Raw genomic sequence first — 22681 nt, forward strand, 5'->3', positions numbered from 1 at the left:
GGCGCATGACCAGCAGCAAGGTGGATGAGGCGCTCGGCTACGAGCAGGCGCGGGACGAGCTGATCGACGTCGTGCGACGGCTGGAGGCTGGCGGTACGACGCTGGAGGAGTCCCTCGCGCTCTGGGAGCGCGGCGAGGAGCTGGCCAAGGTGTGCCGGCGGTGGCTGGAAGGGGCGCGGGCGCGGCTGGACGCGGCGCTGGCCGAGGAGGAGGAAGCCGGCTCCGGGGACGACGAGGACTCCGACTGAGGTTTCCTGTTGCGATCTGCGTGATCGGGTGTGATCTACGTGATCGGGTGCGTTCTGCGTGATCGGGTGCGTTCTGCGTGATCTGCGTGATCTGTGAAGCGGATCACCACGCCCCGCTTTTTGTTGAAGCTTCAACCTAAATCGCGTAGAGTCATATGTGTCAGCCGGTCCGGCACCCCGGGCCCGACGTCGCCACGAGAAGGTTCCCCGCATGTCTCTCGTTCTTGACCCCACTGCCCAGGACCTGCTGTTCCGCGAGGCCCACACCGCGAACGCCTTCACCGCCGAGCCGGTGACGGACGAGCAGATCCAGGCGATCTACGACCTGGTCAAGTTCGGCCCGACCGCCTTCAACCAGACCCCGCTGCGCATCACCCTGGTCCGCTCGGCCGAGGCCCGCGAGCGCCTGGTGCAGCACATGGCCGAGGGCAACCAGCCCAAGACCGCCACCGCGCCCCTGGTCGCGATCCTCTCCGCGGACAACGAGTTCCACGAGGAGCTGCCGACCCTGTTCCCGGCCTTCCCGCAGGCCAAGGACGTCTTCTTCAGCGAGCGTCCGGCCCGTGAGTCCGCCGCCAGGATGAACGCCGCCCTCCAGGCCGCGTACTTCATCGTCGGCGTCCGCGCCGCCGGTCTCGCCGCCGGCCCGATGACCGGCTTCGACCACGAGGGCGTCCGCAAGGAGTTCCTCGACGACGACCACACCCCGCTGATGGTCGTCAACATCGGCAAGCCGGGCGAGAACGCCTCCTACCCGCGCTCGCCGCGCCTCGGCTACAACGAGGTCGTCACCACGGTCTGACCCGCCTGAACAGCAGAAAGGCCCCCGGCTTCCGGGGGCCTTTCTCGTGCGCGTGGGGTCACTTCGCCTGGAGCGCCTTCGCCATCTGCGCCAGCTGGTCATAGCCGCCGGTGCCCGCGACGACGGTGGTGGCGCCGTCGCCCTGGTACACGAGCGCGTCGTAGCGGCCGCCGTCGTAGCGGGTCCAGGTGCGGCCGCCGATCTCCGCGGTGGTCTCCGTCTCCTCGCCGCCCTGGCTGGCGCTGTCGATGAACGCCCCCGCCTTCCGCGTCGCCGACTGCTCGACCTGCGCGTACTCCCCGCCCGGGGTGGCGAAGCCCAGGTGCCAGGTCTCCGAATCGGCGCCGTCGTAGCGGACCGAGGTCGCCTTCCAGTCGGCCGACAGGCCCTCGGGCGCGAGCACCGGGTACGAGGCCGCGCGGCGCGCCGTCAGCAGTTCGACGCGGTAGTCGACCCGCTTCACGTCGGGCTCGGAGTCGTCGTGCGGGATGAACAGGTAGATGACACCTGCCATGAGACCGATCAGGGCCAGGGAGAGCACCATGTCCCGGACCGTCTTCTGCTTGCCGCTCTTGCCATTCGAACCTGCCACGCCCCCATCGTCGCAGGTGCCCGGGCCGCTCATCCGTGGGGTCCCCTGCTCATTTTGTCGGACTGACGATAGAGTCGAGGATCGAACCCTCATCCGGCCGTCGTCGTATCAGAAAGGTGCGCTCCGATGACCGAGCATCATCATCTTCCGTCCGAACTCGAAGTACCCTCCGAGGCCCCCGACCGCAACCTCGCCCTGGAACTCGTCCGGGTGACCGAAGCCGCCGCGATGGCCGCGGGCCGCTGGGTCGGGCGCGGGGACAAGAACGGCGCCGACGGTGTCGCCGTGCGCGCCATGCGGACCCTCGTCTCCACCGTGTCGATGAACGGCGTGGTCGTCATCGGCGAGGGCGAGAAGGACGAGGCGCCGATGCTCTTCAACGGAGAGCGGGTCGGTGACGGCACCGGGCCCGAGTGCGACATCGCCGTCGACCCGATCGACGGCACGACGCTGACCGCCAAGGGCATGCCGAACGCGATCTCCGTGCTGGCCGCCGCGGACCGGGGGTCGATGTTCGACCCGTCCGCCGTGTTCTACATGGACAAGCTGGTCACCGGCCCCGAGGCCGCCGACTTCGTCGACATCAACGCGCCGGTGTCCGTGAACATCCGGCGGGTCGCCAAGGCGAAGCGGTCCACGCCCGAGGACGTGACGGTCGTCATCCTCGACCGGCCCCGGCACGAGGGGATCATCAAGGAGATCCGGGAGGCCGGCGCGCGGATCAAGCTGATCTCCGACGGTGACGTGGCGGGCTCCATCTACGCGCTGCGCGAGGGCACCGGCGTCGACATGCTGCTCGGCATCGGCGGCACGCCCGAGGGCATCATCTCGGCCTGCGCCGTGAAGTGCCTGGGCGGCACGATCCAGGGCAAGCTGTGGCCGAAGGACGACGAGGAGCGGGCTCGGGCGATCGACGCCGGGCACGATCTGGACCGGGTGCTGATGACCGACGACCTGGTCGCCGGGGACAACGTGTTCTTCGTCGCGACCGGGATCACGGACGGGGAGTTGCTGCGGGGTGTGCGGTACCGGTCGGAGACCGCGACGACCGACTCGATCGTGATGCGGTCGAAGTCGGGGACGGTGCGGAGGATCGATTCCGAGCACCGGCTCAGCAAGCTGCGGGCTTACAGCGCGATTGACTTTGATCGGGCCAAGTAGGGAGACGGCGCCTACGGGTTCGGGGGGTTCTGTGGTTCGGCGGCCGCGGGTTCGCTGTGGCCGGTCGCGCAGTTCCCCGCGCCCCTTAACAGCATGAACACTCCGTAAGTAGAAAAGCGAGGGGCGCTCCCGGTGCGGAGGGAGCGCCCCTTTTTACGTGCGGGCTGTCTTCAGCCTGCCTGCGCTATGTGGTCCGGTGTCCTGGCCGTCTTCTTGAGTTCCATGTCGCGGCGGCGCCTCCTGGCGAGGACCACTCGGCGTTCTGCTGCGGTCAGGCCGCCCCAGACGCCGTAGGGCTCTGGTTGCAGGAGGGCGTGCTCTCGGCACTCGACCATGACGGGACAGCGGGCACAGACCCGTTTCGCGGCCTCTTCACGGGAGAGCCGGGCCGCGGTGGGTTCCTTGGAGGGGGCGAAGAACAGGCCGGCCTCGTCGCGGCGGCACACCGCCTCGGTGTGCCATGGTGCGTCTTGGTCCCTGTCTCGCACTGGCACCCGCTGAGCCGGAACAGCAGCTACCTGCAGGGACGAATGCGGCGGTTGCAGCACGGTCTACTCCTGACGACGGCTTCGCGAGCGAGAGACGATGCAGCAAGGCCTACCCGCTGTGCGCGTGCCTATGCACTGAGTTCCGAACCGCTGGATTCCTGGTGGACCGCGGACGCCCCCGGAGCGGTCCGCGAGCGGACCAACCCCCTCCGGTCGGGGGTGGATTCACAACCGTCAACGATCCAGGTGTTTGCGCAAACTCCGGTCGACCTTGTGCTGCACGCGATCGAGAATGTCCGCGACGAGCCTGCCGCGCCGGGCCCTGCCCTCGATGTTGCCGAGGACGGCCCAGCCGTCCACGTAGACCACCGGGGCCTCGGGGTCGGCCGCGTCGAGCGTGTGCACCTCGAAGTTGCCGAGGACGCCGCCGCCGGTGCCGCGCAGCGACACGTTCTCCGGGACGCGGACCTCGATGGTGCCGAACACCGAGATCGCCTTGACGACGACCTGCCGGTACTCGAAGAGGGCCTCGCTCAGATCGATCTCGACGCTGCCGAAGACCGCGTACGCGTGGATACGGCGGCCCGCGCGCCAGCGGCCCTTGCGGACGGCGCTGCTGAACACCGCCACCACGTTCTCGTCGGGGTCGACCGGGATGGCGCCCGTGGTCGGGCGGTTGGGGGCCACGGAGTACGTCGCCGTCTCCCGGCGCTCATGCGCGGCCGGCAGGTCCCGGATGAAGACGTCCAGCTCGCCCACGGTCTTGGCGGCCAGCACGCCCTCGACCCGCTCGGCGTGCTCGTCGGCGGTCAGGCGCCCCTCGGCGAGCGCCTCGCGCAGGATGTCCGCGACGCGGTCGCGGTCGGCGTCGGAGGCGCGCAGGTCGGTGGTGGCAGCGGTCGGGGTCTGCTTCTCAAGGTCCACGGCAGCAGCGTACCCAAACGCGATAGATCGCGACTAGGCCTGTGGAAAACCTGACCCCGACCAACTGAGCCTTACCTCACAAACTTCGGGCGTCCGACAGGTTCTACGCTGGTGAGGCCTGCGCCAATGGAGGCCGGCCGTCGTCTGTCGAGTGAGGAATGGGCTGAGATGCCTGAGTTCGCGTACACCGATCTGCTCCCCATGGGAGAGGACACCACCCCCTATCGGCTGGTGACCTCCGAGGGTGTCTCCACCTTCGAGGCCGACGGGCGCACGTTCCTCAGGGTCGAGCCGGAGGCGCTGCGCAAGCTCGCCGAAGAGGCCATCCACGACATCCAGCACTATCTGCGCCCCGCGCACCTCGCCCAGCTGCGCCGGATCATCGACGACCCCGAGGCGTCGAGCAACGACAAGTTCGTGGCGCTTGACCTGCTGAAGAACGCGAACATCGCGGCGGCGGGCGTCCTGCCGATGTGCCAGGACACGGGCACCGCGATCGTCATGGGCAAGCGCGGCCAGAATGTCCTGACGTCCGGCGGCGACGAGGAGGCCCTGTCCAAGGGCATCTACGACGCGTACCTCAACCTCAACCTGCGGTACTCGCAGATGGCCCCGCTGACCATGTGGGACGAGAAGAACACGGGCTCGAACCTGCCCGCCCAGATCGAGCTGTACGCCACCGACGGCGGTGCCTACAAGTTCCTCTTCATGGCCAAGGGCGGCGGCTCGGCCAACAAGTCGTTCCTCTACCAGGAGACGAAGGCCGTCCTGAACGAGGCCTCCATGATGAAGTTCCTGGAGGAGAAGATCCGTTCGCTCGGTACGGCCGCCTGTCCGCCGTACCACCTGGCGATCGTGGTCGGCGGTACGAGCGCCGAGTACGCCCTGAAGACGGCCAAGTACGCCTCCGCGCACTACCTGGACGAGATCCCGGCCGAGGGTTCGGAGCTGGGCCACGGGTTCCGTGACAAGGACCTGGAGGAGAAGGTCTTCGAGCTGACGCAGAAGATCGGGATCGGGGCGCAGTTCGGCGGCAAGTACTTCTGCCACGACGTACGGGTGGTCCGCCTCCCCCGTCACGGCGCGTCCTGCCCGGTCGCCATCGCCGTGTCCTGCTCGGCCGACCGCCAGGCGGTCGCGAAGATCACCGCCGAGGGTGTCTTTCTGGAGCAGCTGGAGACGGACCCGGCGCGGTTCCTGCCGGAGACGACGGACGAGCACCTCGACGAGGCCGGCGACGTCGTGAAGATCGACCTCAACCAGCCGATGGAGTCGATCCTCGCGGAGCTGACGAAGTACCCGGTCAAGACCCGTCTCTCGCTCTCCGGCCCGCTCGTCGTCGCCCGTGACATCGCGCACGCCAAGATCAAAGAGCGGCTCGACGCGGGTGAGGAGATGCCGCAGTACCTGAAGGACCACCCGGTGTACTACGCGGGCCCCGCCAAGACGCCCGAGGGCTACGCGTCCGGCTCCTTCGGCCCGACCACGGCCGGCCGCATGGACTCCTACGTCGAGCAGTTCCAGGCGGCGGGCGGCTCCAAGGTCATGCTGGCCAAGGGCAACCGGTCCGCCCAGGTCACCAACGCCTGCGACACCCACGGCGGTTTCTACCTCGGCTCCATCGGCGGCCCCGCCGCCCGTCTCGCCCAGGACTGCATCAAGAAGGTCGAGGTCGTCGAGTACGAGGAGCTCGGCATGGAGGCGGTCTGGAAGATCGAGGTCGAGGACTTCCCGGCGTTCATCGTGGTCGACGACAAGGGCAACGACTTCTTCCAGGACCCGGCACCCGCACCGACGTTCACCTCGATCCCGGTACGGGGACCTGGCCTGGCGTAACACCCCCGGGTACGGCGGGGACGATGCTCGCCCCCGCCGCCCCTACCCGTCCCACCCCCAGGGGCTCCGCCCCTTCGACCCCGTCGGGGCTCCGCCCCGGGCCCATCGGCCCGAAGGGCCTCGTCCTCAAGCGCCGGACGGGCTGAGTGATGCGGCAGGGCCTCGTCCGTCGCCGGCGGCCCCCGTCTCCGTTCGGCCCAGCGTCCGGAACATCGTGGCGTTCCCGAACGCTGTACCCGGCATGAGCGAATACCGCATCGAGCACGACTCCATGGGTGAGGTCCGCGTCCCGGTGGACGCCAAGTGGCGGGCGCAGACCCAGCGGGCCGTCGAGAACTTCCCCATCTCCGGGCAGCGGATCGAGCGGGCGCACATCGAGGCGCTCGCGCGGATCAAGGGGGCCGCCGCGAAGGTGAACGCGCGGCTCGGGGTGCTCGACAAGGATGTCGCCGAGGCGATTCAGGAGGCGGCCGAGGAGGTCGCCCGTGGGGAGTGGGACGCGCACTTCCCCATCGACGTGTTCCAGACCGGGTCCGGGACCTCGTCCAACATGAACACCAACGAGGTCATCGCCACGCTCGCCACCCAGCGGCTCGGGCGGGACGTGCATCCCAACGACCACGTCAACGCCTCGCAGTCGTCCAACGACGTCTTCCCGTCCTCCATCCACATCGCCGCAACCGCCGCCGTCACCCGCGATCTGATCCCCGCCCTGGAGCATCTCGCCGACTCCCTCGGTCGTAAGGCGGAGGAGTTCGCCGATGTCGTGAAGTCCGGGCGGACCCATCTCATGGATGCCACGCCCGTGACCCTGGGGCAGGAGTTCGGGGGGTATGCCGCTCAGGTGCGGTACGGCGTCGAGCGGCTCTACGCCTCGCTCCCCCGGCTCGCCGAACTGCCGCTCGGCGGGACCGCGGTAGGGACCGGGATCAACACGCCGCCCGGCTTCTCCGCCGCCGTCATCGAGGAGGTCGGCCGCGCCACCGGGCTGCCGCTGACCGAGGCCCGCGACCACTTCGAGGCGCAGGGCGCCCGGGACGGGATCGTGGAGACCAGCGGGCAGCTCAGGACCATCGCGGTCGGGCTGACGAAGATCGCCAATGACTTGCGGTGGATGGCCTCCGGGCCCAGGACCGGGCTCGCCGAGATCTCCCTCCCCGACCTTCAGCCCGGGTCGTCGATCATGCCCGGGAAGGTCAACCCCGTCATTCCCGAGGCCGTTCTGATGGTCTCCGCGCAGGTCGTCGGCAACGACGCCACCGTCGCCACCGCCGGCGCCGCCGGGAACTTCGAGCTCAACGTGATGCTGCCGGTCATCGCGAAGAACGTTCTGGAGTCCGTCCGGCTGCTCGCCAACGTGTCGCGGCTGCTCGCCGACCGCACCGTCGACGGGATCGTCGCGCACCGGGAACGCGCGCGTGAGTACGCCGAGTCGTCACCGTCCGTGGTCACGCCGCTGAACAAGTACATCGGGTACGAGGAGGCCGCCAAGGTCGCCAAGAAGGCGCTCGCGGAGCGGAAGACCATTCGTCAAGTCGTCCTGGAGGGTGGGTATGTGGAGCGGGGCGACCTCACCCTCGAACAGCTCGACGAAGCGCTGGATGTCCTGCGGATGACGCGTCCGTAACAAGAGACGCAGGTCCGTAGAACCGTGACGCGTGCCGCAGCGTCGTATGCCCAGGGCACCTAATATCTGTGCATGGCAGAGGGTGGAGCGGTGAGAGCAGCGGAAGCGGGTCCGTCGGCGTCCTTCTGGGAGCCCGGGGCCCAGATCCTGTGGCGCTACCGGGAGAACGGCGGCGAGCATGTCCACATCGCCCGCCCGGTGACCGTCGTGCGCGACGATCACGACCTGCTCGCCGTGTGGATGGCGCCGGGCACCGAGTGTGTGAAGCCCGTGCTCGCCGACGGCACCCCGGTGCACGCCGAGCCGCTGGAGACCCGCTACACCAAGCCCCGTACCGTCCAGCGCGACCGCTGGTTCGGTACGGGGGTGCTGAAACTGGCGCGGCCCGGTGAACCCTGGTCGGTGTGGCTGTTCTGGGAGCCGGGCTGGCAGTTCAAGAACTGGTACGTGAACCTGGAGACCCCGCTGGCGCGTTGGGACGGCGGGGTCGACTCCGAGGACCACTTTCTCGACATCTCCGTGCACCCCGACCGCAGTTGGCACTGGCGCGACGAGGACGAGTTCGCGCAGGCCCAGCGGGACGGGCTGATGGACGCCCACCTCGCCGAACAGGTGCGCCAGGCGGGCCGTTCGGCGGTCGAGGTGATCCGCTCCTGGGGACGCCCGTACGCGGACGGCTGGCAGCACTGGCGCCCGGATCCGTCCTGGGCCGTACCGTTGCTCCCGGAAGACTGGGACCGTACGCCCGCGCACGTGTCCTCATGAGACCCTTGATGCGCCCCCGGGCAACAAACGTAGGATCGTCCTCCGCAAGAGCGCGCGGTGGCAACTACCGGAGCGTGCACTGAGCTTGACCATTCGTCACCGAGGGGCGGCAGGACGTGATCGAGGGGTACGAGGGCCACACGGACGACGCGGGCCCCAGGGTCGGACGGTGCGGCCGTGGCACAGGAACGGCCGCTGACCACGCGGGAATTCCGTTCCTGGGGCAGGCAATCCGGGTATCGGCATTTCTGCGGGACGAACTGCACGCGCGGCGCGCAGCCCCCAACGGACGGAATCGACACGCGTGACGGAGCAGCCCACCTCGTTCGAACGCCCACAGACGGGCCCCGACCCCGCGGACCCTCGCGGGGCGCTCCTGCGTGCCTCCACGCCCCCGCCGGGCGCCTTACCGGCACAAGCCCGAGCCGGCGAGACGCCTGCCCCCGGACCTGACATGACCACACCGCAGCCCGGCAGCGACCCGGAGCACTCCCAGCCCACCGTCGCCGCCGAGCCCGACACCCACCGGCCGAGGCCCGTGCCCGAACTCCCCGACACGATCCCGGCCCAGGGCGGCGGCGACTCCGCGGCCGGTGAGCGCCGCACCGGACAGGGTGTGCAGCCCGGCCGGCCCACGCCGATGCGACGGGACGGGGACCGGCTGCGCTTCGTGGGCGCGGCGACCCGACGAATCGCCCGCGGCATCGACCTCGACGAGATCGTGATGGGGCTGTGCCGGGCCACCGTGCCGACCTTCTCCGACGCGATCCTGGTCTATCTGCGCGACCCGCTGCCGGTCGGCGACGAGCGGCCCACCGGCCCGCTGGTGCTGCGCCTGCGCCGCACCGACCGCATCCCGGAGGAGCGGGACACCGAGGGCGGCTTCGTCTCGCCCGCGCTCCAGCCGGAACCGACGGAGCTGACCGAGCTGTCGGCCGTCACCGCCGAACTGTGCGAGGTACGGGCGGGAGGCGCACTCGCCGAGGTGCTGCGGGGCGTCCGTCCGGTCTTCACGGACTCCCCCGCGGCCCGCGCCGCGCTGCCGGAACTGCTCGGCGAGGGCGGTGAGTTGATCGTTCCGGCGGGACAGCGGGCGATCCTCGCCCCGCTGCGCGGCCGGCGCCGGGTGATCGGTGCCGCGCTGTTCCTGCGCCGCCCCGACCGCATCGCCTTCGAGCCGGACGACCTGCTGGTCGCCGCCCAGCTCGCCACGCACAGCGCGCTCGGCATCGACAAGGCGGTGCTGTACGGCCGCGAGGCGTACATCGCCGACGAACTCCAGCGCACGATGCTGCCGGAGACCCTTCCGCGCCCGACGGGTGTCCGGCTGGCCTCGCGCTATCTCCCGGCCGCCGAGACCGCGCGCGTGGGCGGCGACTGGTACGACGCGATCCCGCTGCCGGGCAGCCGGGTGGCGCTGGTCGTCGGTGACGTCATGGGCCACTCCATGACCTCGGCCGCGATCATGGGCCAGCTGCGGACCACCGCCCAGACGCTGGCCGGGCTCGACCTGCCGCCCCAGGAGGTGCTCCACCACCTCGACGAGCAGGCGCAGCGGCTCGGCACCGACCGCATGGCGACCTGCCTCTACGCCGTCTACGACCCGGTCTCGCACCGGATCACCATCGCCAACGCCGGCCATCCGCCGCCCGTCCTGCTCCACCTCGGTGGCCGGGCCGAGGTGCTGCGGGTGCCCCCTGGCGCGCCCATCGGTGTCGGCGGCGTCGACTTCGAGGCGGTGGAACTGGACGCCCCGGCCGGAGCGACCCTGCTCCTCTACACGGACGGGCTCGTCGAGTCCCGGCTGCGGGACGTGTGGACCGGCATAGAGCAGCTGCGCGAGAAGCTCGCCGCGACCGCGCAGCTGACCGGCCCTGATCATCCGCCACCCCTTGAGGCCCTCTGCGACGAGGTGCTCGACATGCTCGGCCCCGGCGACCGGGACGACGACATCGCGCTGCTCGCGGCCCGCTTCGACGGGATCGCGCCCAGCGACGTGGCGTACTGGTTCCTGGAGCCGGAGGACGCGGCCCCCGGCCGTGCCCGGCGGCTGGCCCGGCGGGCCCTGTCGCGCTGGGGCATGGAGGAGATGAGCGACTCGGTGGAGCTGCTGGTCAGCGAGGTCGTCACCAACGCGGTGCGCTACGCGTCGCGGCCGGTCACGCTGCGGCTGCTGCGGACCGACGTGCTGCGCTGCGAAGTGGGTGACGACGTGCCTCAGTTGCCCCGGTTGCGGCAGGCGCGGGCCACCGACGAGGGCGGGCGCGGGCTGTACCTCGTCAACCGGCTGGCCCGGCGGTGGGGGGCGACCCGGCTGAGCACCGGCAAGGTCGTCTGGTTCGAGCTGAACCGCGGGGGCTGACCCCGCGAGGCGGACACGGAGAAGGGGGCGCCCGGTGAGAACCGGGCGCCCCCTTCTGTCTTCCCGCGGCTACTGATCCAGCCCGGGATCCAGCGGATCCGTGTCGTCCGTCGGCGGCCTCGTCGTCGGCGTCTGGGTGGGTGTCTGCGTCGGCGTCTGGGTGGGTGTCTGGGTCGGCGTCTGCGTCGCGGGCTGAGTCGTCGGGGCCTCGGTGGTCGGCTCCTGGGTCGTCGGCTCCTCCGTCGGCGTCTGCGTCGCCGTCCGGCTGGGCGTCTGCGTCGGGGTGTACGTCGGCTCGACGGCCGCGCCCTGGTCGGTGTCCAGGTCGAACTCGGCGGACGTGGAGGTCACGCCGAACATGTACGCCGCCCAGATCTGCGCCGGGAAGCCACCGCCGTTGACGCGGTCGAAGCCGCCGGCGCCGTACATCTTGGCCTGTCCCGGCTTCGCGTGGTTCTCGCCGAACAGGCCGACCGAGGTGACCAGGTCGGGGGTGTAACCGGTGAACCAGGCCGACTTGTTGTCGTCGGACGTACCCGTCTTGCCCGCGACCTCCTGACCGTCGCGCAGGGGGTTGTCGCGGACGGACGTCTTGGCCGTACCGTCGTCGACCACGCCGGTCAGCACCGAGGTCACCGTGTCGGCGGTCTCCCGGCTGATGACCTGCTCGCCGATCGGGTCCGACATCTCGACCTCACTGCCGTTGCGCTCGGCCGACTTGATGATGGTCGGGGTGACCTGCTTGCCGTGGTTGTCGAGGGTGGCGTAGACGGAGGCCATCTGGATCGGGCTCGCGCCCATCGTGCCCAGGGTGTAGGCGGGCAGGCCCTTGAGGTCGCCGGTGTCCATGCCGAGCTTCTCGGCCGTCTTCAGGACCTTGTCCATGCCGACGTCGACGCCCATCTGCGCGAAGACGGAGTTGATGGACTTGTTCATCGCCGTCTGGACGGTGACGTCGCCGTAGTCGGTGTCGTCCTCGTTCTCCGGGTCGAAGGCGATGTCGCTGCCCTCGACGGGACGCTTGCTCGTGCCGTCGTAGACCGTGTTCGCGGTGATCTTGTCACCGTCCTGGGTCTCGGCGCCCTCCTCCAGGGCGGCGGCCAGGATGACCGGCTTGAACGTCGACGCGGGCTGGTAGTCCTCGCGGTTGGCGTTGTTGTAGTCGTGCTTGATGTAGTCCGCGCCGCCGTAGAGAGCGACGATCTTGCCCGTCTTGGGGTCGACGGAGACGGCGCCGGCCTGGATGTTCTTGTCGACCGTCCGCTTGTCCGGGTCCAGCTTGTCGGTGAGCTGGGTCTTGACGGCCTTCTCCAGCTGCGCCTGCTTCTTCTTGTCGATGTTCAGGGTGATGGTCCAGCCACCCTTGTCGATCTGAGCCTGCGCCTCGTCCTCGGTGAGGCCGTCGTCGGCCATCAACTGCTTGACGAGCTGCTGCTTGGCGAGCTTGACGAAGTAGCCCTTCTGCCCCTTGAGCCCGGCCTCGGCCTTCTGCTTCAGCGGCTTCGGGAACTTCATGTCCGCGCGCTTGCCGGCGTCCAGCCAGCCCTCCTCGACCATGTTGTCGAGGACGTAGTTCCACCGCTGCTGGACCAGTTTCTTGCTGTAGTCCGAGGCGACCGCCCAGTCGTACTGGCTCGGCGCCTGGAGCAGCGCGGCGAGGTAGGCGCCCTGCTCGACGCTGAGCTTGTCGGCGTCGACGCGGTAGTAGGCCTGCGCGGCGGCCTGGATGCCGTTGGCGCCGCGGCCGTAGTAGCTGGTGTTGATGTAGCCCTCTAGGATCTCGTCCTTGGACTTCTGACGGTCCACCTTGAGCGAGATCACCAGCTCCCTGAGCTTACGGGTGACCGTCTGATCCGGGGTCAGGTAGTAGTTCTTGACGTACTGCTGGGTGATCGTCGAACCACCCTGCTTGCCCTTGCCGGACAGCGTGTTGAGCAGACCGCGGGCGGTGCCCTTCAGGTCGACGCCGGAGTCCTGGTAGAAGCTCTTGTTCTCGGCGGCGACAAAGGTGAGCTGCACCTTCTTGGGGATCTTGGCGAGCTCCACGTTCTCGCGGTTCACCTTGCCGTCGCGGACCAGGACGTCACCGTTGCTGTACTTGATGGTGTTGCTCTGGAGCTGGGCGTCGGCGTTCCCCTCGGGCACCTCCACCATCATGTAGAGCACGATGAAGGCGCCGATGCCGAGCAGGCAGAAGCCGAGGAACGTGCCCAGGATCTTCTTCCAGGTGAAGAGCCTGCGTATGAGACTCTTCCGCGCCCCGGCGCCGGCGCCGACGCTCGCGCTGCCGGTCGCCTGCGACGAACGGCGCTTGGGCGCGGCACGTCGACCGCCGCGCTGTCGCGCTCGTCTTTCTTCCGCTCGTCCCATGGGCCCGTTCCGCTCCGCTTCGTTCATGTGTACGCGTCTGTCACACAGGTTCGCCGCTCAGGTCAGCTCAGAAAGCTAACACCGGGAGATGTGACAAAGGGCTGCCGATCCGGCCTTTTGCGGACGTGACAATCAGCACCCGTTCCTATGGAACCGACGTACGAGGGCTGCCCAAGGTTGCCCTGGTGGGCTAAAGTGATATCACTTAGCTAGACCAAAGCTATGCCGTACGAGAACGGGGGATCCCCATGACCACCCACGACGACACGATCGCCGACGTACCCGCGATGCCCGCCCCACGCGTGCGAGAGTTCGCCGCGCACAGCATCGGCGGCGGAGTCGCCCTGCTGCTCGGCCTGCTGGGCCTGTTCGCCGGGGCCGGAATGATTGCGGGCGCTACGGCGGTCTCGTCGACCGGCGGAAAGGCGGCGCTCATCGTCGGCGGCATCCTGGTCGCTCTCGCCGCCTTCCTCGCCATGTGCGGGCTCAACACGGTGGCGCCGGGCGAGGCGCGGGTCGTGCAGCTCTTCGGCCGTTACCGGGGGACGATCCGGCAGGACGGACTGCGCTGGGTGAACCCCTTCACCTCGCGGACCAAGATCTCCACCCGGGTGCGCAACCACGAGACGGCCGTCCTGAAGGTCAACGACGCCTACGGCAACCCGATCGAACTCGCCGCGGTCGTGGTGTGGCGCATCGAGGACACCGCGCAGGCCACCTTCGAGGTCGACGACTACCTCGAGTTCGTCTCGACGCAGACCGAGGCGGCGGTCCGCCACATCGCGATCGAGTACCCCTACGACGCCCATGACGAGGGCGGCCTCTCGCTGCGCGGCAACGCCGAGGAGATCACCGAGAAACTCGCGCTCGAACTGCACGCGCGCGTGGAGGCCGCCGGGGTGGAGATCATCGAGTCCCGCTTCACGCACCTCGCGTACGCTCCCGAGATCGCCTCGGCGATGCTCCAGCGGCAGCAGGCGGGGGCGATCGTCGCGGCGCGCCGGCAGATCGTGGACGGGGCGGTCGGCATGGTGGAGGCGGCGCTCGCCCGGATCAGCGAGCAGGACATCGTCGAGCTGGACGACGAACGGAAGGCGGCCATGGTGTCGAACCTGATGGTGGTGCTGTGCGGGGACCGCGCGGCCCAGCCCGTCCTCAACACCGGGACCCTCTACCAGTGACGGACGAGTCCACGCCGAAGGCTCGGCGGCCGCAGCAGCGCAAGCAGGTGCTGCTGCGGCTGGACCCGTCGGTGTACGAGGCGCTGGCCCGCTGGGCCGGGGACGAGCTCAGGTCGGCGAACGCGCAGATCGAGTTCCTGCTGCGCAAGGCCCTCGCGGACGCCGGCCGGCTGCCGGGCGAGGCCAAGCCGATTCCCCGCCGGGGAAGGCCGCCGACGCAGTAGCAGAACCGTGACAATCGGCTCTCACCTGCGTTTTCACGCTTCCCGCAGCCCTCTACACACTCCGCGTATACACGGCGGGTATACGCCGTGTGTACAGTCCTCCCCATGTCCATCGGTCACACCCTCCTGGGACTCCTGGAGTCCGGGCCCCGCCACGGCTACGACCTGAAGCGGGCCTTCGACGAGAAGTTCGGTCACGACCGGCCGCTGCACTACGGCCAGGTCTACTCGACGATGTCCCGGCTGCTGAAGAACGGCCTCGTCGAGGTCGACGGCATCGAACCCGGCGGCGGGCCCGAGCGGAAGCGGTACGCGATCACCGAGGCCGGGATCACCGACGTACAGCAGTGGCTCGCGACGCCCGAGAAGCCCGAGCCGTATCTGCAGTCGACCCTCTACACCAAGATCGTGCTCGCGCTGCTGACGCACCGGGACGCGGCCGACATCCTCGACACCCAGCGTTCGGAGCATCTGCGGATGATGCGCATCCTCACCGACCGGAAGCGGAAGGGGGACCTCGCGGACCAGCTCATCTGCGACCACGCCCTGTTCCACCTCGAAGCCGATCTGCGCTGGCTGGAGCTCACCGCCGCGCGCCTCGACAAGCTGGCGCAGGTGGTGGCCAAGTGACTCCCGCCGGTTCCCTGCTGGTCGCCGACAACCTGCGCAAGGCGTACGGTCCGACCCTGGCGCTGGACGGCGCCGAGTTCTCGATCCACCCCGGTGAGGTCGTCGCCGTGATGGGCCCCTCCGGCTCCGGCAAGTCGACGCTGCTGCACTGTCTCGCCGGGATCGTCACGCCCGACTCGGGCTCGATCACGTACAACGGCCGCGAGATGGCGACCATGAACGACGCCCAGCGCAGCGAACTGCGGCGCACCGAGTTCGGCTTCGTCTTCCAGTTCGGCCAGCTCGTGCCCGAGTTGACCTGCGTGGAGAACGTCGCGCTGCCGCTGCGGCTCACCGGCACCTCCCGCAAGGAGGCCGAGAAGACCGCCCTCGGGTGGATGCAGCGCCTCGAGGTCGACGATCTCCGGAAGAAGCGGCCCGGCGAGGTCTCCGGCGGTCAGGGCCAGCGGGTCGCCGTGGCGCGGGCGTTGGTGACCAGCCCGCGTGTGCTGTTCGCCGACGAGCCGACCGGCGCGCTCGACTCGCTCAACGGCGAGCGCGTGATGGAACTGCTCACCGAAGCCGCGCGGTCCACCAACGCGGCCGTCGTGCTGGTCACGCACGAGGCACGGGTGGCCGCCTACTCCGACCGCGAGATCGTCGTACGGGACGGCAAGTCCCGGGACATGGAGCGGATCGTATGAGTTCACCAGGGGGACAGTGGGTGCGAGATCTGGCCATGGGGGTCAGATTCGCGTTCGCGGGGGGACGCGAGGGCTGGGTGCGGGTCCTGCTGACGGCCGTCGGGGTCGGGCTCGGGGTGGCGCTGCTGCTGCTGACGACCGCGATCCCGAACGCGATGTCGGTACGGGACCAGCGGGAGGCCGCGCGGCAGGACATGTCGTACAGCGCGACCCGGATCAAGAAGGCCGACGACACCCTGGTCGTCGGGTACGTCACCACCACCTACCACGACAAGAGCGTGCGTGGGCGGGAGTTGGAGCCCGAGGGATCCAAGTCGCCGCTGCCGCCGGGGCTTTCGGACTTCCCGGCGCCGGGCGAGATGGTGGTCTCCCCCGCGCTGAAGAAGCTCCTCGACTCCGCCGACGGGAAGCTGCTGCGGGAGCGGCTGCCGCAGCGGATCGTCGGCACCATCGGGGAGAAGGGGCTGATCGGCTCGGCCGAACTCGCCTTCTACCGGGGCGCCGAGGGGCTCGCGCCGAAGATCGACGGCGGCAACGTGGACCGCATCAAGCGGTTCGGGGAGCCGAGTCCGGCGTCCGATCCGTTGGATCCGGTACTGCTGCTGCTGATCCTCGTCGTCTTCGCGGTGCTGCTGACGCCCGTCGCCGTCTTCATCGCCGCGGCCGTACGGTTCGGCGGCGAGCGGCGCGACCGGCGCCTCGCCGCGCTGCGGCTGGTCGGCTCCGACGCCCGGATGACCCGGCGGGTCGCGGCGGGCGAGGCGATGGCCGGGGCCGTGGTGGGTCTGGTCCTGGGTGCCGGGTTCTTCATGATCGGGCGCGAGATCGCGGGCTCCGTCGAGCTGTTCGACTACAGCTTCTTCCCCAGCTATCTCAACCCCTCTCCGCTGCTGGCCCTGCTGGTCGCCGTCGCGGTGCCCGCCGCCGCCGTGCTGGTCACCCAGCTCGCGCTGCGCGGGGTCGTCATCGAGCCGCTCGGCGTGGTGCGGACGGCGAAGCCCTCGCGGCGCCGGCTGTGGTGGCGGCTGCTGCTGCCGGTGGGCGGGCTCGCGATGCTCTACCCGATGATCGGCCAGGGCAACGACCGCGGGAACTTCAACCAGTACCTCACCGTCGGCGGCGTCATGCTGCTGCTGGTCGGCGTGACCGCGCTGCTGCCCTGGATCGTCGAGGCGGTCGTCTCCCGGCTCGGCGCGGGCCCGGTCGCCTGGCAACTGGCCGTACGCCGACTCCAGTTGAGCAGCGGCACGGCGGCCCGCATGGTCAACGGCATCGCCGTCGCGGTGGCCGGCGCCATCGCCCTTCAGATGCTGTTCGCCGGGGTCGACGGCCAGTACACGGAGCGGAAGAACGAGAACGTCGCCACCGGGGCGGAGATGTCCGTGCGCGTGATGGGCGGCACCCCGGTCGCCACGGCCGAGAAGCAGCTCGCCACGACCCGCGGCGTCGAGCACGTCTACGACATCTCCGACAGCTACCTCGGCGACACCCGCACCGACCCCCAGCACTTCGCCCCCGTCTCCGTCGGCAGCTGTGCCTCGCTCCGCGAGGTCGCGAAGCTCCCCTCCTGCCGGGACGGCGACGTGTTCCTCCTCAAGGGCGACGCCTACGACTACGAGACGACCGACGTGGTCAAGCACGGCAAGACCCTCTGGTTCGACGACTCCGACGACGACCCGGCGACGAAACCGCTCGCCTGGACCGTCCCGAAGGACGTCAAGGACGTCCGGCCCACGGAGGACTCGACCCGGATCGGCCGCGCCGGCCTGCTGATGACCCCGGCGGCACTGCCCTCGGGTGCCCAGCGGATGCTCACCACCGAGCTGTTCCTGCGGCTCGACACATCGGTGCCGGACGCCCGCGAGCACGTCCGCAACACGGCGGCACGCCTCGACCCGTACGAGGAGCCCAACCAGTTCACGAACATCGACCGCAACGAGAACTACGCCGCCATCCGCGGCGGACTGTTCGTCGGCGCCTCGTGCGTGCTGATGCTGATCGGCGCGAGCCTGCTGGTCTCCCAGCTGGAGCAGCTGCGCGAGCGCAAGAAGCTGCTGTCGTCCCTGATCGCCTTCGGCACCCGGCGCTCCACGCTGAGCCTGTCGGTGCTGTGGCAGACGGCGATCCCGATCGGCCTCGGGCTGCTGCTGGCCGCGGCGGTGGGGCTGACGCTCGGCGTCGTCCTGCTGAAGATGACGGCCACCCCGGTGTCCGTGGACTGGACGAGCGTGCTCCAGATGACGGGCGCGGGCGCCGCGGTCGTCCTCGCGGTCACCCTGCTCAGCCTGCCGCCGCTGCTGCGGCTGATGCGGCCGGACGGACTGCGCACGGAGTGAGCAAGGAATGAAGTGAGGAGAGGGGCCCCGCTCGGGGCCCCTCTTCCCTGCGTTCAGAGGCTGTACTCCCGCACCACGCGCCGCACCTGGGCGAAGAGCATGCCCACGTTGACCGACTTGCGGCACACCACCACGGCCACCACGTCCTGCTGCTCGGTCAGCCGCACGAACAGGTGGGTGAGGTTCTCGCTGTTGACGAGGATCTCCTGGAAGAAGTGGTTGTCACTGCTGATCCCGCGCCGCTCCTTGAAGACATCCTCGATCATCACGACCGTACGGCCCTGGAAGAGGTCGAGGGTCGCGCCCGCCAGCAGGTCCAGGACCTCGGGCGGATGGTTGTCGACGGTCTCGTACGACAGCAGCATGCCCGTGGACATGTCGACGATGCCCGCGGCCACACAGTCGGGGGCATCGGTACGGAGGGACTTGACCAGGCCCATCACCTGGTCGGAGAAACCGGGGGTCATACGCTTCGTCGCCATCCCTTCAGACTCCTTCCGCCGCCTTCTCGGCGGGCGCGCTCAGGATCGTGTCGATCCGGTCCAGCGCCGGCTGACTGGCCCGGTGCAGGCCGTCCACGTCCATCCCCTCGTCTCCGAGTACGACCATGAGCGCGGTGTCGCCGACGGCGTAGAAGGCGGCACAGCCGTGGCTGCCGTAGGTCACCGTCCGCCGCAGGGTGCCGCGGTCGGTCGCGCCCACGGTGCGGCGGGCGAGGCCGAGACCGGCCGCGGCGAGGGCGGCGAGGCCCTCCGGGTCGATCGAGTCGGCGGTGTCGGCCGCGATGAGCAGCCCGTCGGCGGCGGCCACGGCGGTGTCGGTGATACCGGTGACCTGTTCCCGTAGTCCCCGCATTTCCAGGGCCAGTGCTTCGCGATCCATGTAATCAACTCCCCTGTTTCTGTTCACATCTGTTCGGCTTCTTCATTTCGGGGCTCCGTTTCGTAGGCGGAAGAACCCTTTCCAGCTCACTCCGGTGCGGTCCGGGGCGAGAGCTTCGGCGATACCGCTGGCACCGGGGCGTCTTCGAGGCAGGGCGTCGGGCACGGCGGGCGGTACCGCCGCGGGCGGCGCCGACGACACCGGCGCCGGTTTCCGCTGCCGGACGCCCTGGCCGTCGGGCGGCGGGCGGACCGCGATCGGGACCGGTGCGTCGGGGCACTCCAGCAGCCCGTCGGCGAGCATCCGGGCGATCTCGACGGTCACCGTGTAGACCCCGCGACCGGTACGGAAGGCCAGGTCCCGTGCGGTGCTACGACCGTCCGCCTCATCGAGGAGCACACGTTGCAGCGGGGTGAGCGGGCCCACGTCGGCGCCGGGGACGGGAATCGGACGCTCGCGGTCGGGACGCAGGGGGTGGGGCAGGGTGGAGAGGGCGGCGAGCCGGCGGGTGGCGTCCTGGAGCAGCCGTACGCAGGTCTCGCCCACGGCGACGGTGGCGAACGGCTCGGCCTCGGCGACGCGTTCACAGCCGTGCACCCGGCCGGCGACGATCGCGAAGGCCGCGTCGTGCAGCGCCATCACACAGACGACCCTGAGCTGGGCGGATCCGGCGTAGCCCCGCCCGATCAGCCCGGTCGCGGGCCAGCGCGCCCCGCCCGACTCCCGTACCACCTCGGCCCACTGCTCGCCGCTGACCCGCCCGGAGCGCAGCAGCAGCGCCTCCGGTCCCGGCGCGCCGGGGCTCTCGGCGCCCACGACCAGCCCGGCCCGCAGATGAAGGGTGCCGCCGGGCGCCCCGGCCACGTGCAGCCGCCCGGTGAACTCCTCGCGCCCGCACCGGTGCAGGGCGTGCGCCAGAAGGTCGTAGCCGACGCGGTCGAGGGAGTACCGCATGCCCGCCATCACTCCCCCTGGCATTTCGCACATACGCCTGGCGCGTAGCACTGAGGGGGGTATGTGTATCAGCCGTAGGGCATATGTCGGGCGGCGTATTCCTAGCTGCCTCCACCTGACGGAATTTGAAATACGGCGCCGCGCAATTCGCTGTGTTCGGCGCTCATTTGAACGAACCTCAGGTGAATTTCTCCGGTCGGTCGAGCACCCGTACGGGCAGGGACCGCAGCGCTTCCCGCAGGGCGGCGGCCAGTTCGCCGTACTCCGCGCTGCGCGCCGCGCCCGTGCGCAGGGCGAGGGCGACCCTGCGGGCCGGGGCGGGTTCGGCGAAGGAGGCGGTGCGGAGCTGGTCGCTGCGGGAGGTCTCGACCCGGACCGCGGTCCGCGGCAGCAGCGTCACCCCGAGCCCGCCGGCGACGAGTTGGACCAGGGTGGCGAGTCCGGCGGCCGTGGTGGTGACGGGGGCGTCCGCGCGTCCGGCCTCGCGGCAGATGTCGAGGGCCTGGTCGCGCAGGCAGTGACCCTCGTCGAGGAGGAGCAGGTTGAGCTCCTTCAGCGCCTCGCGCGCGATGCCCTCGCGTCCGCCGAGCGGATGATCGAGAGGTGTGACGAGCACGAAGTCCTCGTCGAAGAGCGGGAGTTCGACGACTCCGGGCACCCCGAGCGGGACGGCGAGCAGAAGCAGGTCGAGGCGGCCGGTGGTGAGGCCGTCGACGAGGCTGGTGGTCTTCTCCTCGTGCACCTGGAGGTCGAGGTGCGGATAGCGGTCGTGGACGAGCTGGAGGACGGTGGGCAGGAGGTAGGGCGCGACGGTGGGGATGACACCGAGCCGCAGTACGCCGGTGAAGGGGGCCCGTACGGCCTCGGCCTCCGCCATGAGCGCGCCGACCTCTTCCAGGACCGCTCTCGCGCGTACGGCGAGCCGCTCGCCCGCCGGTGAGAGCAGCACCTTGCGGGTGGTGCGCTCCAGCAGCGTGACCCCGAGGGTCTCCTCCAGCGCGGCGACCGCGCCGGACAGGGCGGGCTGGCTCATGCCGATCGCGGCGGCGGCGTCCCGGAAGTGCAGATGCTCGGCGACGGCGGCGAAGGCACGCAGCTGGGCGAGGCTGGGCTGACGCCTCTTGGCCCCGACGCCACTCACGGTCACCGATAGCTCCCCTCGATCAACACGACCAAGCGTAGCGATTTCGGCGATCAATGCACCTTGTGGGTGGTCAGGGTGACGCCGGCGGCTGAGGGGGTTCTGGCCGAGTGGCGGCGTCCTCGACCGGGTCCGGAGGCGGTGTCCCCGGACCTTCCGCGGTCGCCACCGCCGGTTGGGGGGCCTCCGCGCCGCCCTGCGAGTACGACCGCAGATAGCCGACCACCGTGTTGGTCACGGCCACCAGCGGCACCGCGACGACCGCGCCGCCGATCCCCGCGACCATCCCGCCCGCCGCGACCGACAGCACCACCGCCAGCGGATGCACCCGCACCGCGCGGCCCAGGATGAACGGCTGGAGGATGTGCCCCTCGATCTGTTGCACCGCCAGCACGACCGCGAGGGCCATGACCGCCGTGAACACGCCCTGCGTCACCAGCGCGACCACCACCGCGAGCGCGCCGGAGACCACCGCGCCGACCAGCGGGATGAACGCGAACAGGAAGATGAAGACCGCCAGCGGCACGGCCATCGGCACACCGAGGAAGTAGATGCCGAGGCCGATGAAGATGGCGTCGATCAGGGCCACTATCACCGTGCCCCGCACATAGGCCGTCAGCGTGCGCCACGCCCGCGGACCCGCGCCCGCGACCCCCGGCCGGGCCGCCGCGGGCACCAGCTTCAGCGTCCACTCCCAGATGCGCCGGCCGTCGTACAGCAGGAACAGGGTGGAGAAGAACGTCAGCAGGATGCCGGTCAGCGCCTCGACCACGACCTGGACGCCCTCCAGGCCCGCGGAGGTGATCTGGTCGGTGTTGGCGCCGACCGCGTCCGCCAGGTTCTTGGAGATCTGGTTGATCTGCTTCTCGGTGACATGGAAGGGGCTCTTCAGCAGCCAGTCACGCAGATCGTCGATGCCGTTCTGGATCTGGTCGGAGAGGTCGTCGATGTTCTCCATGACCTGCCAGGTCACGAACCAGCCGAGCAGCCCGAGGACGACGAAGCCGAAGATCGCGGTGAGCGCGGTGGCCAGGCCGCTCGGCACGCCGTACCGCTTGAGACGGGCCACCGTCGGTTGCAGCAGGGCCGTGATGAGCAGGGCCACCACGAAGGCGAAGACGACGAGTTGTACGGCGCTGATGACCCGCATCAGGACCCAGACGGTGCCCGCGAGGACGAGCAGCCGCCAGCCTGCCTCCGCGGCGACCCGCACACCCCACGGCACCGCCTGCGCGGGATCGGGACGCTGGACCACCACCACGGGCGCCTGGTCGGCGGGGGGCGGCGTCGGCACGGGCGGCTCGGCGGAGTCCTCGGCCTCCTCCCGCTCCACCTCGGCGCGACGCTCGTCCAACCGTTCCCCCATCTCGCTCAGTCCGGCTCCGACCCGGCCGAGCCACCGTGGCACTCGCGACATGATCCGTCCTCTTCCCCCGTCTCTCCCCACCACTCCCCCTGGAGCCGTCCGTCCCGAC

At 69.9% G+C, this 22681-nt stretch carries 21 protein-coding genes; 12 read left to right on the plus strand and 9 right to left on the minus strand.

Features of this window, described 5'->3' with window-relative positions:
- Positions 1-5 precede the first annotated feature (5 nt).
- Together OG885_RS16590 and OG885_RS16595 are read left to right on the plus strand one after the other, a co-directional pair.
- On the plus strand, positions 6-248 hold the full coding sequence (locus OG885_RS16590; protein WP_399948738.1) for an exodeoxyribonuclease VII small subunit: 243 nt from the start codon (positions 6-8) through the stop codon (positions 246-248).
- Between the two features lie 211 nt (positions 249-459).
- A complete protein-coding gene (locus OG885_RS16595) occupies positions 460-1050 on the plus strand; it encodes a malonic semialdehyde reductase (protein WP_405731761.1) in 591 nt (196 codons plus the stop codon).
- A 58-nt stretch (positions 1051-1108) separates the two neighbouring features.
- Here OG885_RS16595 and OG885_RS16600 read toward each other — a convergent pair whose 3' ends face one another.
- The gene (locus OG885_RS16600) at positions 1109-1642 is read right to left on the minus strand and encodes a DUF4245 domain-containing protein (protein ID WP_405731764.1); all 534 of its coding nucleotides are present in this window, start codon (positions 1640-1642) and stop codon (positions 1109-1111) included.
- A gap of 126 nt (positions 1643-1768) precedes the next feature.
- Between OG885_RS16600 and glpX the strand changes: the two genes are divergently transcribed.
- Positions 1769-2803 (plus strand): class II fructose-bisphosphatase, encoded by a 1035-nt coding sequence (gene glpX / locus OG885_RS16605; RefSeq protein ID WP_329335160.1) that lies wholly within the window; start codon positions 1769-1771, stop codon positions 2801-2803.
- A 170-nt stretch (positions 2804-2973) separates the two neighbouring features.
- On the opposite strand, the gene OG885_RS16610 is transcribed toward glpX, so the two are convergent.
- Both OG885_RS16610 and OG885_RS16615 read right to left on the minus strand, forming a co-directional pair.
- Positions 2974-3351: a WhiB family transcriptional regulator gene (locus tag OG885_RS16610; RefSeq protein WP_405731767.1), complete on the minus strand. Its 378-nt coding sequence runs from the start codon at positions 3349-3351 to the stop codon at positions 2974-2976.
- A gap of 174 nt (positions 3352-3525) precedes the next feature.
- A complete protein-coding gene (locus OG885_RS16615; protein WP_405731769.1) occupies positions 3526-4215 on the minus strand; it encodes a DUF1707 domain-containing protein in 690 nt (229 codons plus the stop codon).
- A gap of 168 nt (positions 4216-4383) precedes the next feature.
- Here OG885_RS16615 and OG885_RS16620 point away from each other — a divergent pair, with 168 nt between their 5' ends.
- The 4 genes from OG885_RS16620 to OG885_RS16635 all read left to right on the plus strand — a co-directional run bounded on the left by OG885_RS16620 (position 4384) and on the right by OG885_RS16635 (position 10805).
- On the plus strand, positions 4384-6051 hold the full coding sequence (locus OG885_RS16620) for a fumarate hydratase (RefSeq protein ID WP_405731772.1): 1668 nt from the start codon (positions 4384-4386) through the stop codon (positions 6049-6051).
- A 241-nt stretch (positions 6052-6292) separates the two neighbouring features.
- Positions 6293-7678: a class II fumarate hydratase gene (locus OG885_RS16625; RefSeq protein WP_405731775.1), complete on the plus strand. Its 1386-nt coding sequence runs from the start codon at positions 6293-6295 to the stop codon at positions 7676-7678.
- Between the two features lie 72 nt (positions 7679-7750).
- Positions 7751-8443 (plus strand): DUF402 domain-containing protein, encoded by a 693-nt coding sequence (locus OG885_RS16630; protein ID WP_405731778.1) that lies wholly within the window; start codon positions 7751-7753, stop codon positions 8441-8443.
- Between the two features lie 304 nt (positions 8444-8747).
- Positions 8748-10805, plus strand: a complete 2058-nt coding sequence (locus OG885_RS16635; RefSeq protein WP_405731781.1) for a SpoIIE family protein phosphatase — start codon at positions 8748-8750, stop codon at positions 10803-10805.
- Positions 10806-10874: 69 nt separating this feature from the next.
- On the opposite strand, the gene OG885_RS16640 is transcribed toward OG885_RS16635, so the two are convergent.
- The gene (locus OG885_RS16640; protein WP_405731784.1) at positions 10875-13175 is read right to left on the minus strand and encodes a transglycosylase domain-containing protein; all 2301 of its coding nucleotides are present in this window, start codon (positions 13173-13175) and stop codon (positions 10875-10877) included.
- A gap of 248 nt (positions 13176-13423) precedes the next feature.
- Here OG885_RS16640 and OG885_RS16645 point away from each other — a divergent pair, with 248 nt between their 5' ends.
- The 5 genes from OG885_RS16645 to OG885_RS16665 all read left to right on the plus strand — a co-directional run bounded on the left by OG885_RS16645 (position 13424) and on the right by OG885_RS16665 (position 18229).
- Positions 13424-14356, plus strand: coding sequence for an SPFH domain-containing protein (locus tag OG885_RS16645; protein WP_405731787.1), 933 nt, complete (start codon positions 13424-13426; stop codon positions 14354-14356).
- On the plus strand, positions 14353-14580 hold the full coding sequence (locus OG885_RS16650; RefSeq protein WP_126274120.1) for a hypothetical protein: 228 nt from the start codon (positions 14353-14355) through the stop codon (positions 14578-14580). The genes OG885_RS16645 and OG885_RS16650 overlap by 4 nt, the downstream gene beginning before the upstream one ends.
- A 105-nt stretch (positions 14581-14685) precedes the next feature.
- Positions 14686-15210, plus strand: a complete 525-nt coding sequence (locus tag OG885_RS16655; protein ID WP_329335181.1) for a PadR family transcriptional regulator — start codon at positions 14686-14688, stop codon at positions 15208-15210.
- On the plus strand, positions 15207-15893 hold the full coding sequence (locus tag OG885_RS16660; RefSeq protein ID WP_405731792.1) for an ABC transporter ATP-binding protein: 687 nt from the start codon (positions 15207-15209) through the stop codon (positions 15891-15893). Before OG885_RS16655 ends, OG885_RS16660 begins: the two co-directional genes overlap by 4 nt.
- A 35-nt stretch (positions 15894-15928) precedes the next feature.
- Positions 15929-18229: an ABC transporter permease gene (locus OG885_RS16665; RefSeq protein WP_405731795.1), complete on the plus strand. Its 2301-nt coding sequence runs from the start codon at positions 15929-15931 to the stop codon at positions 18227-18229.
- Between the two features lie 53 nt (positions 18230-18282).
- Here the strand turns inward: OG885_RS16665 and OG885_RS16670 are convergent, their stop codons facing one another.
- The 5 genes from OG885_RS16670 to OG885_RS16690 all read right to left on the minus strand — a co-directional run bounded on the left by OG885_RS16670 (position 18283) and on the right by OG885_RS16690 (position 22623).
- The gene (locus OG885_RS16670; RefSeq protein ID WP_399948765.1) at positions 18283-18711 is read right to left on the minus strand and encodes a hypothetical protein; all 429 of its coding nucleotides are present in this window, start codon (positions 18709-18711) and stop codon (positions 18283-18285) included.
- A 4-nt stretch (positions 18712-18715) separates the two neighbouring features.
- Positions 18716-19111, minus strand: a complete 396-nt coding sequence (locus OG885_RS16675) for a roadblock/LC7 domain-containing protein (protein ID WP_399948767.1) — start codon at positions 19109-19111, stop codon at positions 18716-18718.
- Positions 19112-19153: 42 nt separating this feature from the next.
- The gene (locus OG885_RS16680) at positions 19154-20065 is read right to left on the minus strand and encodes a MarR family transcriptional regulator (protein WP_405731799.1); all 912 of its coding nucleotides are present in this window, start codon (positions 20063-20065) and stop codon (positions 19154-19156) included.
- Positions 20066-20243: 178 nt separating this feature from the next.
- Positions 20244-21212 carry a LysR substrate-binding domain-containing protein gene (locus OG885_RS16685; protein WP_405731802.1) on the minus strand — a complete coding sequence of 323 codons (969 nt, stop codon included), beginning with the start codon at positions 21210-21212 and terminating at the stop codon, positions 20244-20246.
- Between the two features lie 67 nt (positions 21213-21279).
- A complete protein-coding gene (locus OG885_RS16690) occupies positions 21280-22623 on the minus strand; it encodes an AI-2E family transporter (RefSeq protein ID WP_405731805.1) in 1344 nt (447 codons plus the stop codon).
- Positions 22624-22681 lie beyond the last annotated feature (58 nt).

Origin of the sequence: Streptomyces sp. NBC_00028 (genome assembly GCF_045041065.1) — a bacterium.
GTDB lineage: Bacteria > Actinomycetota > Actinomycetes > Streptomycetales > Streptomycetaceae > Streptomyces.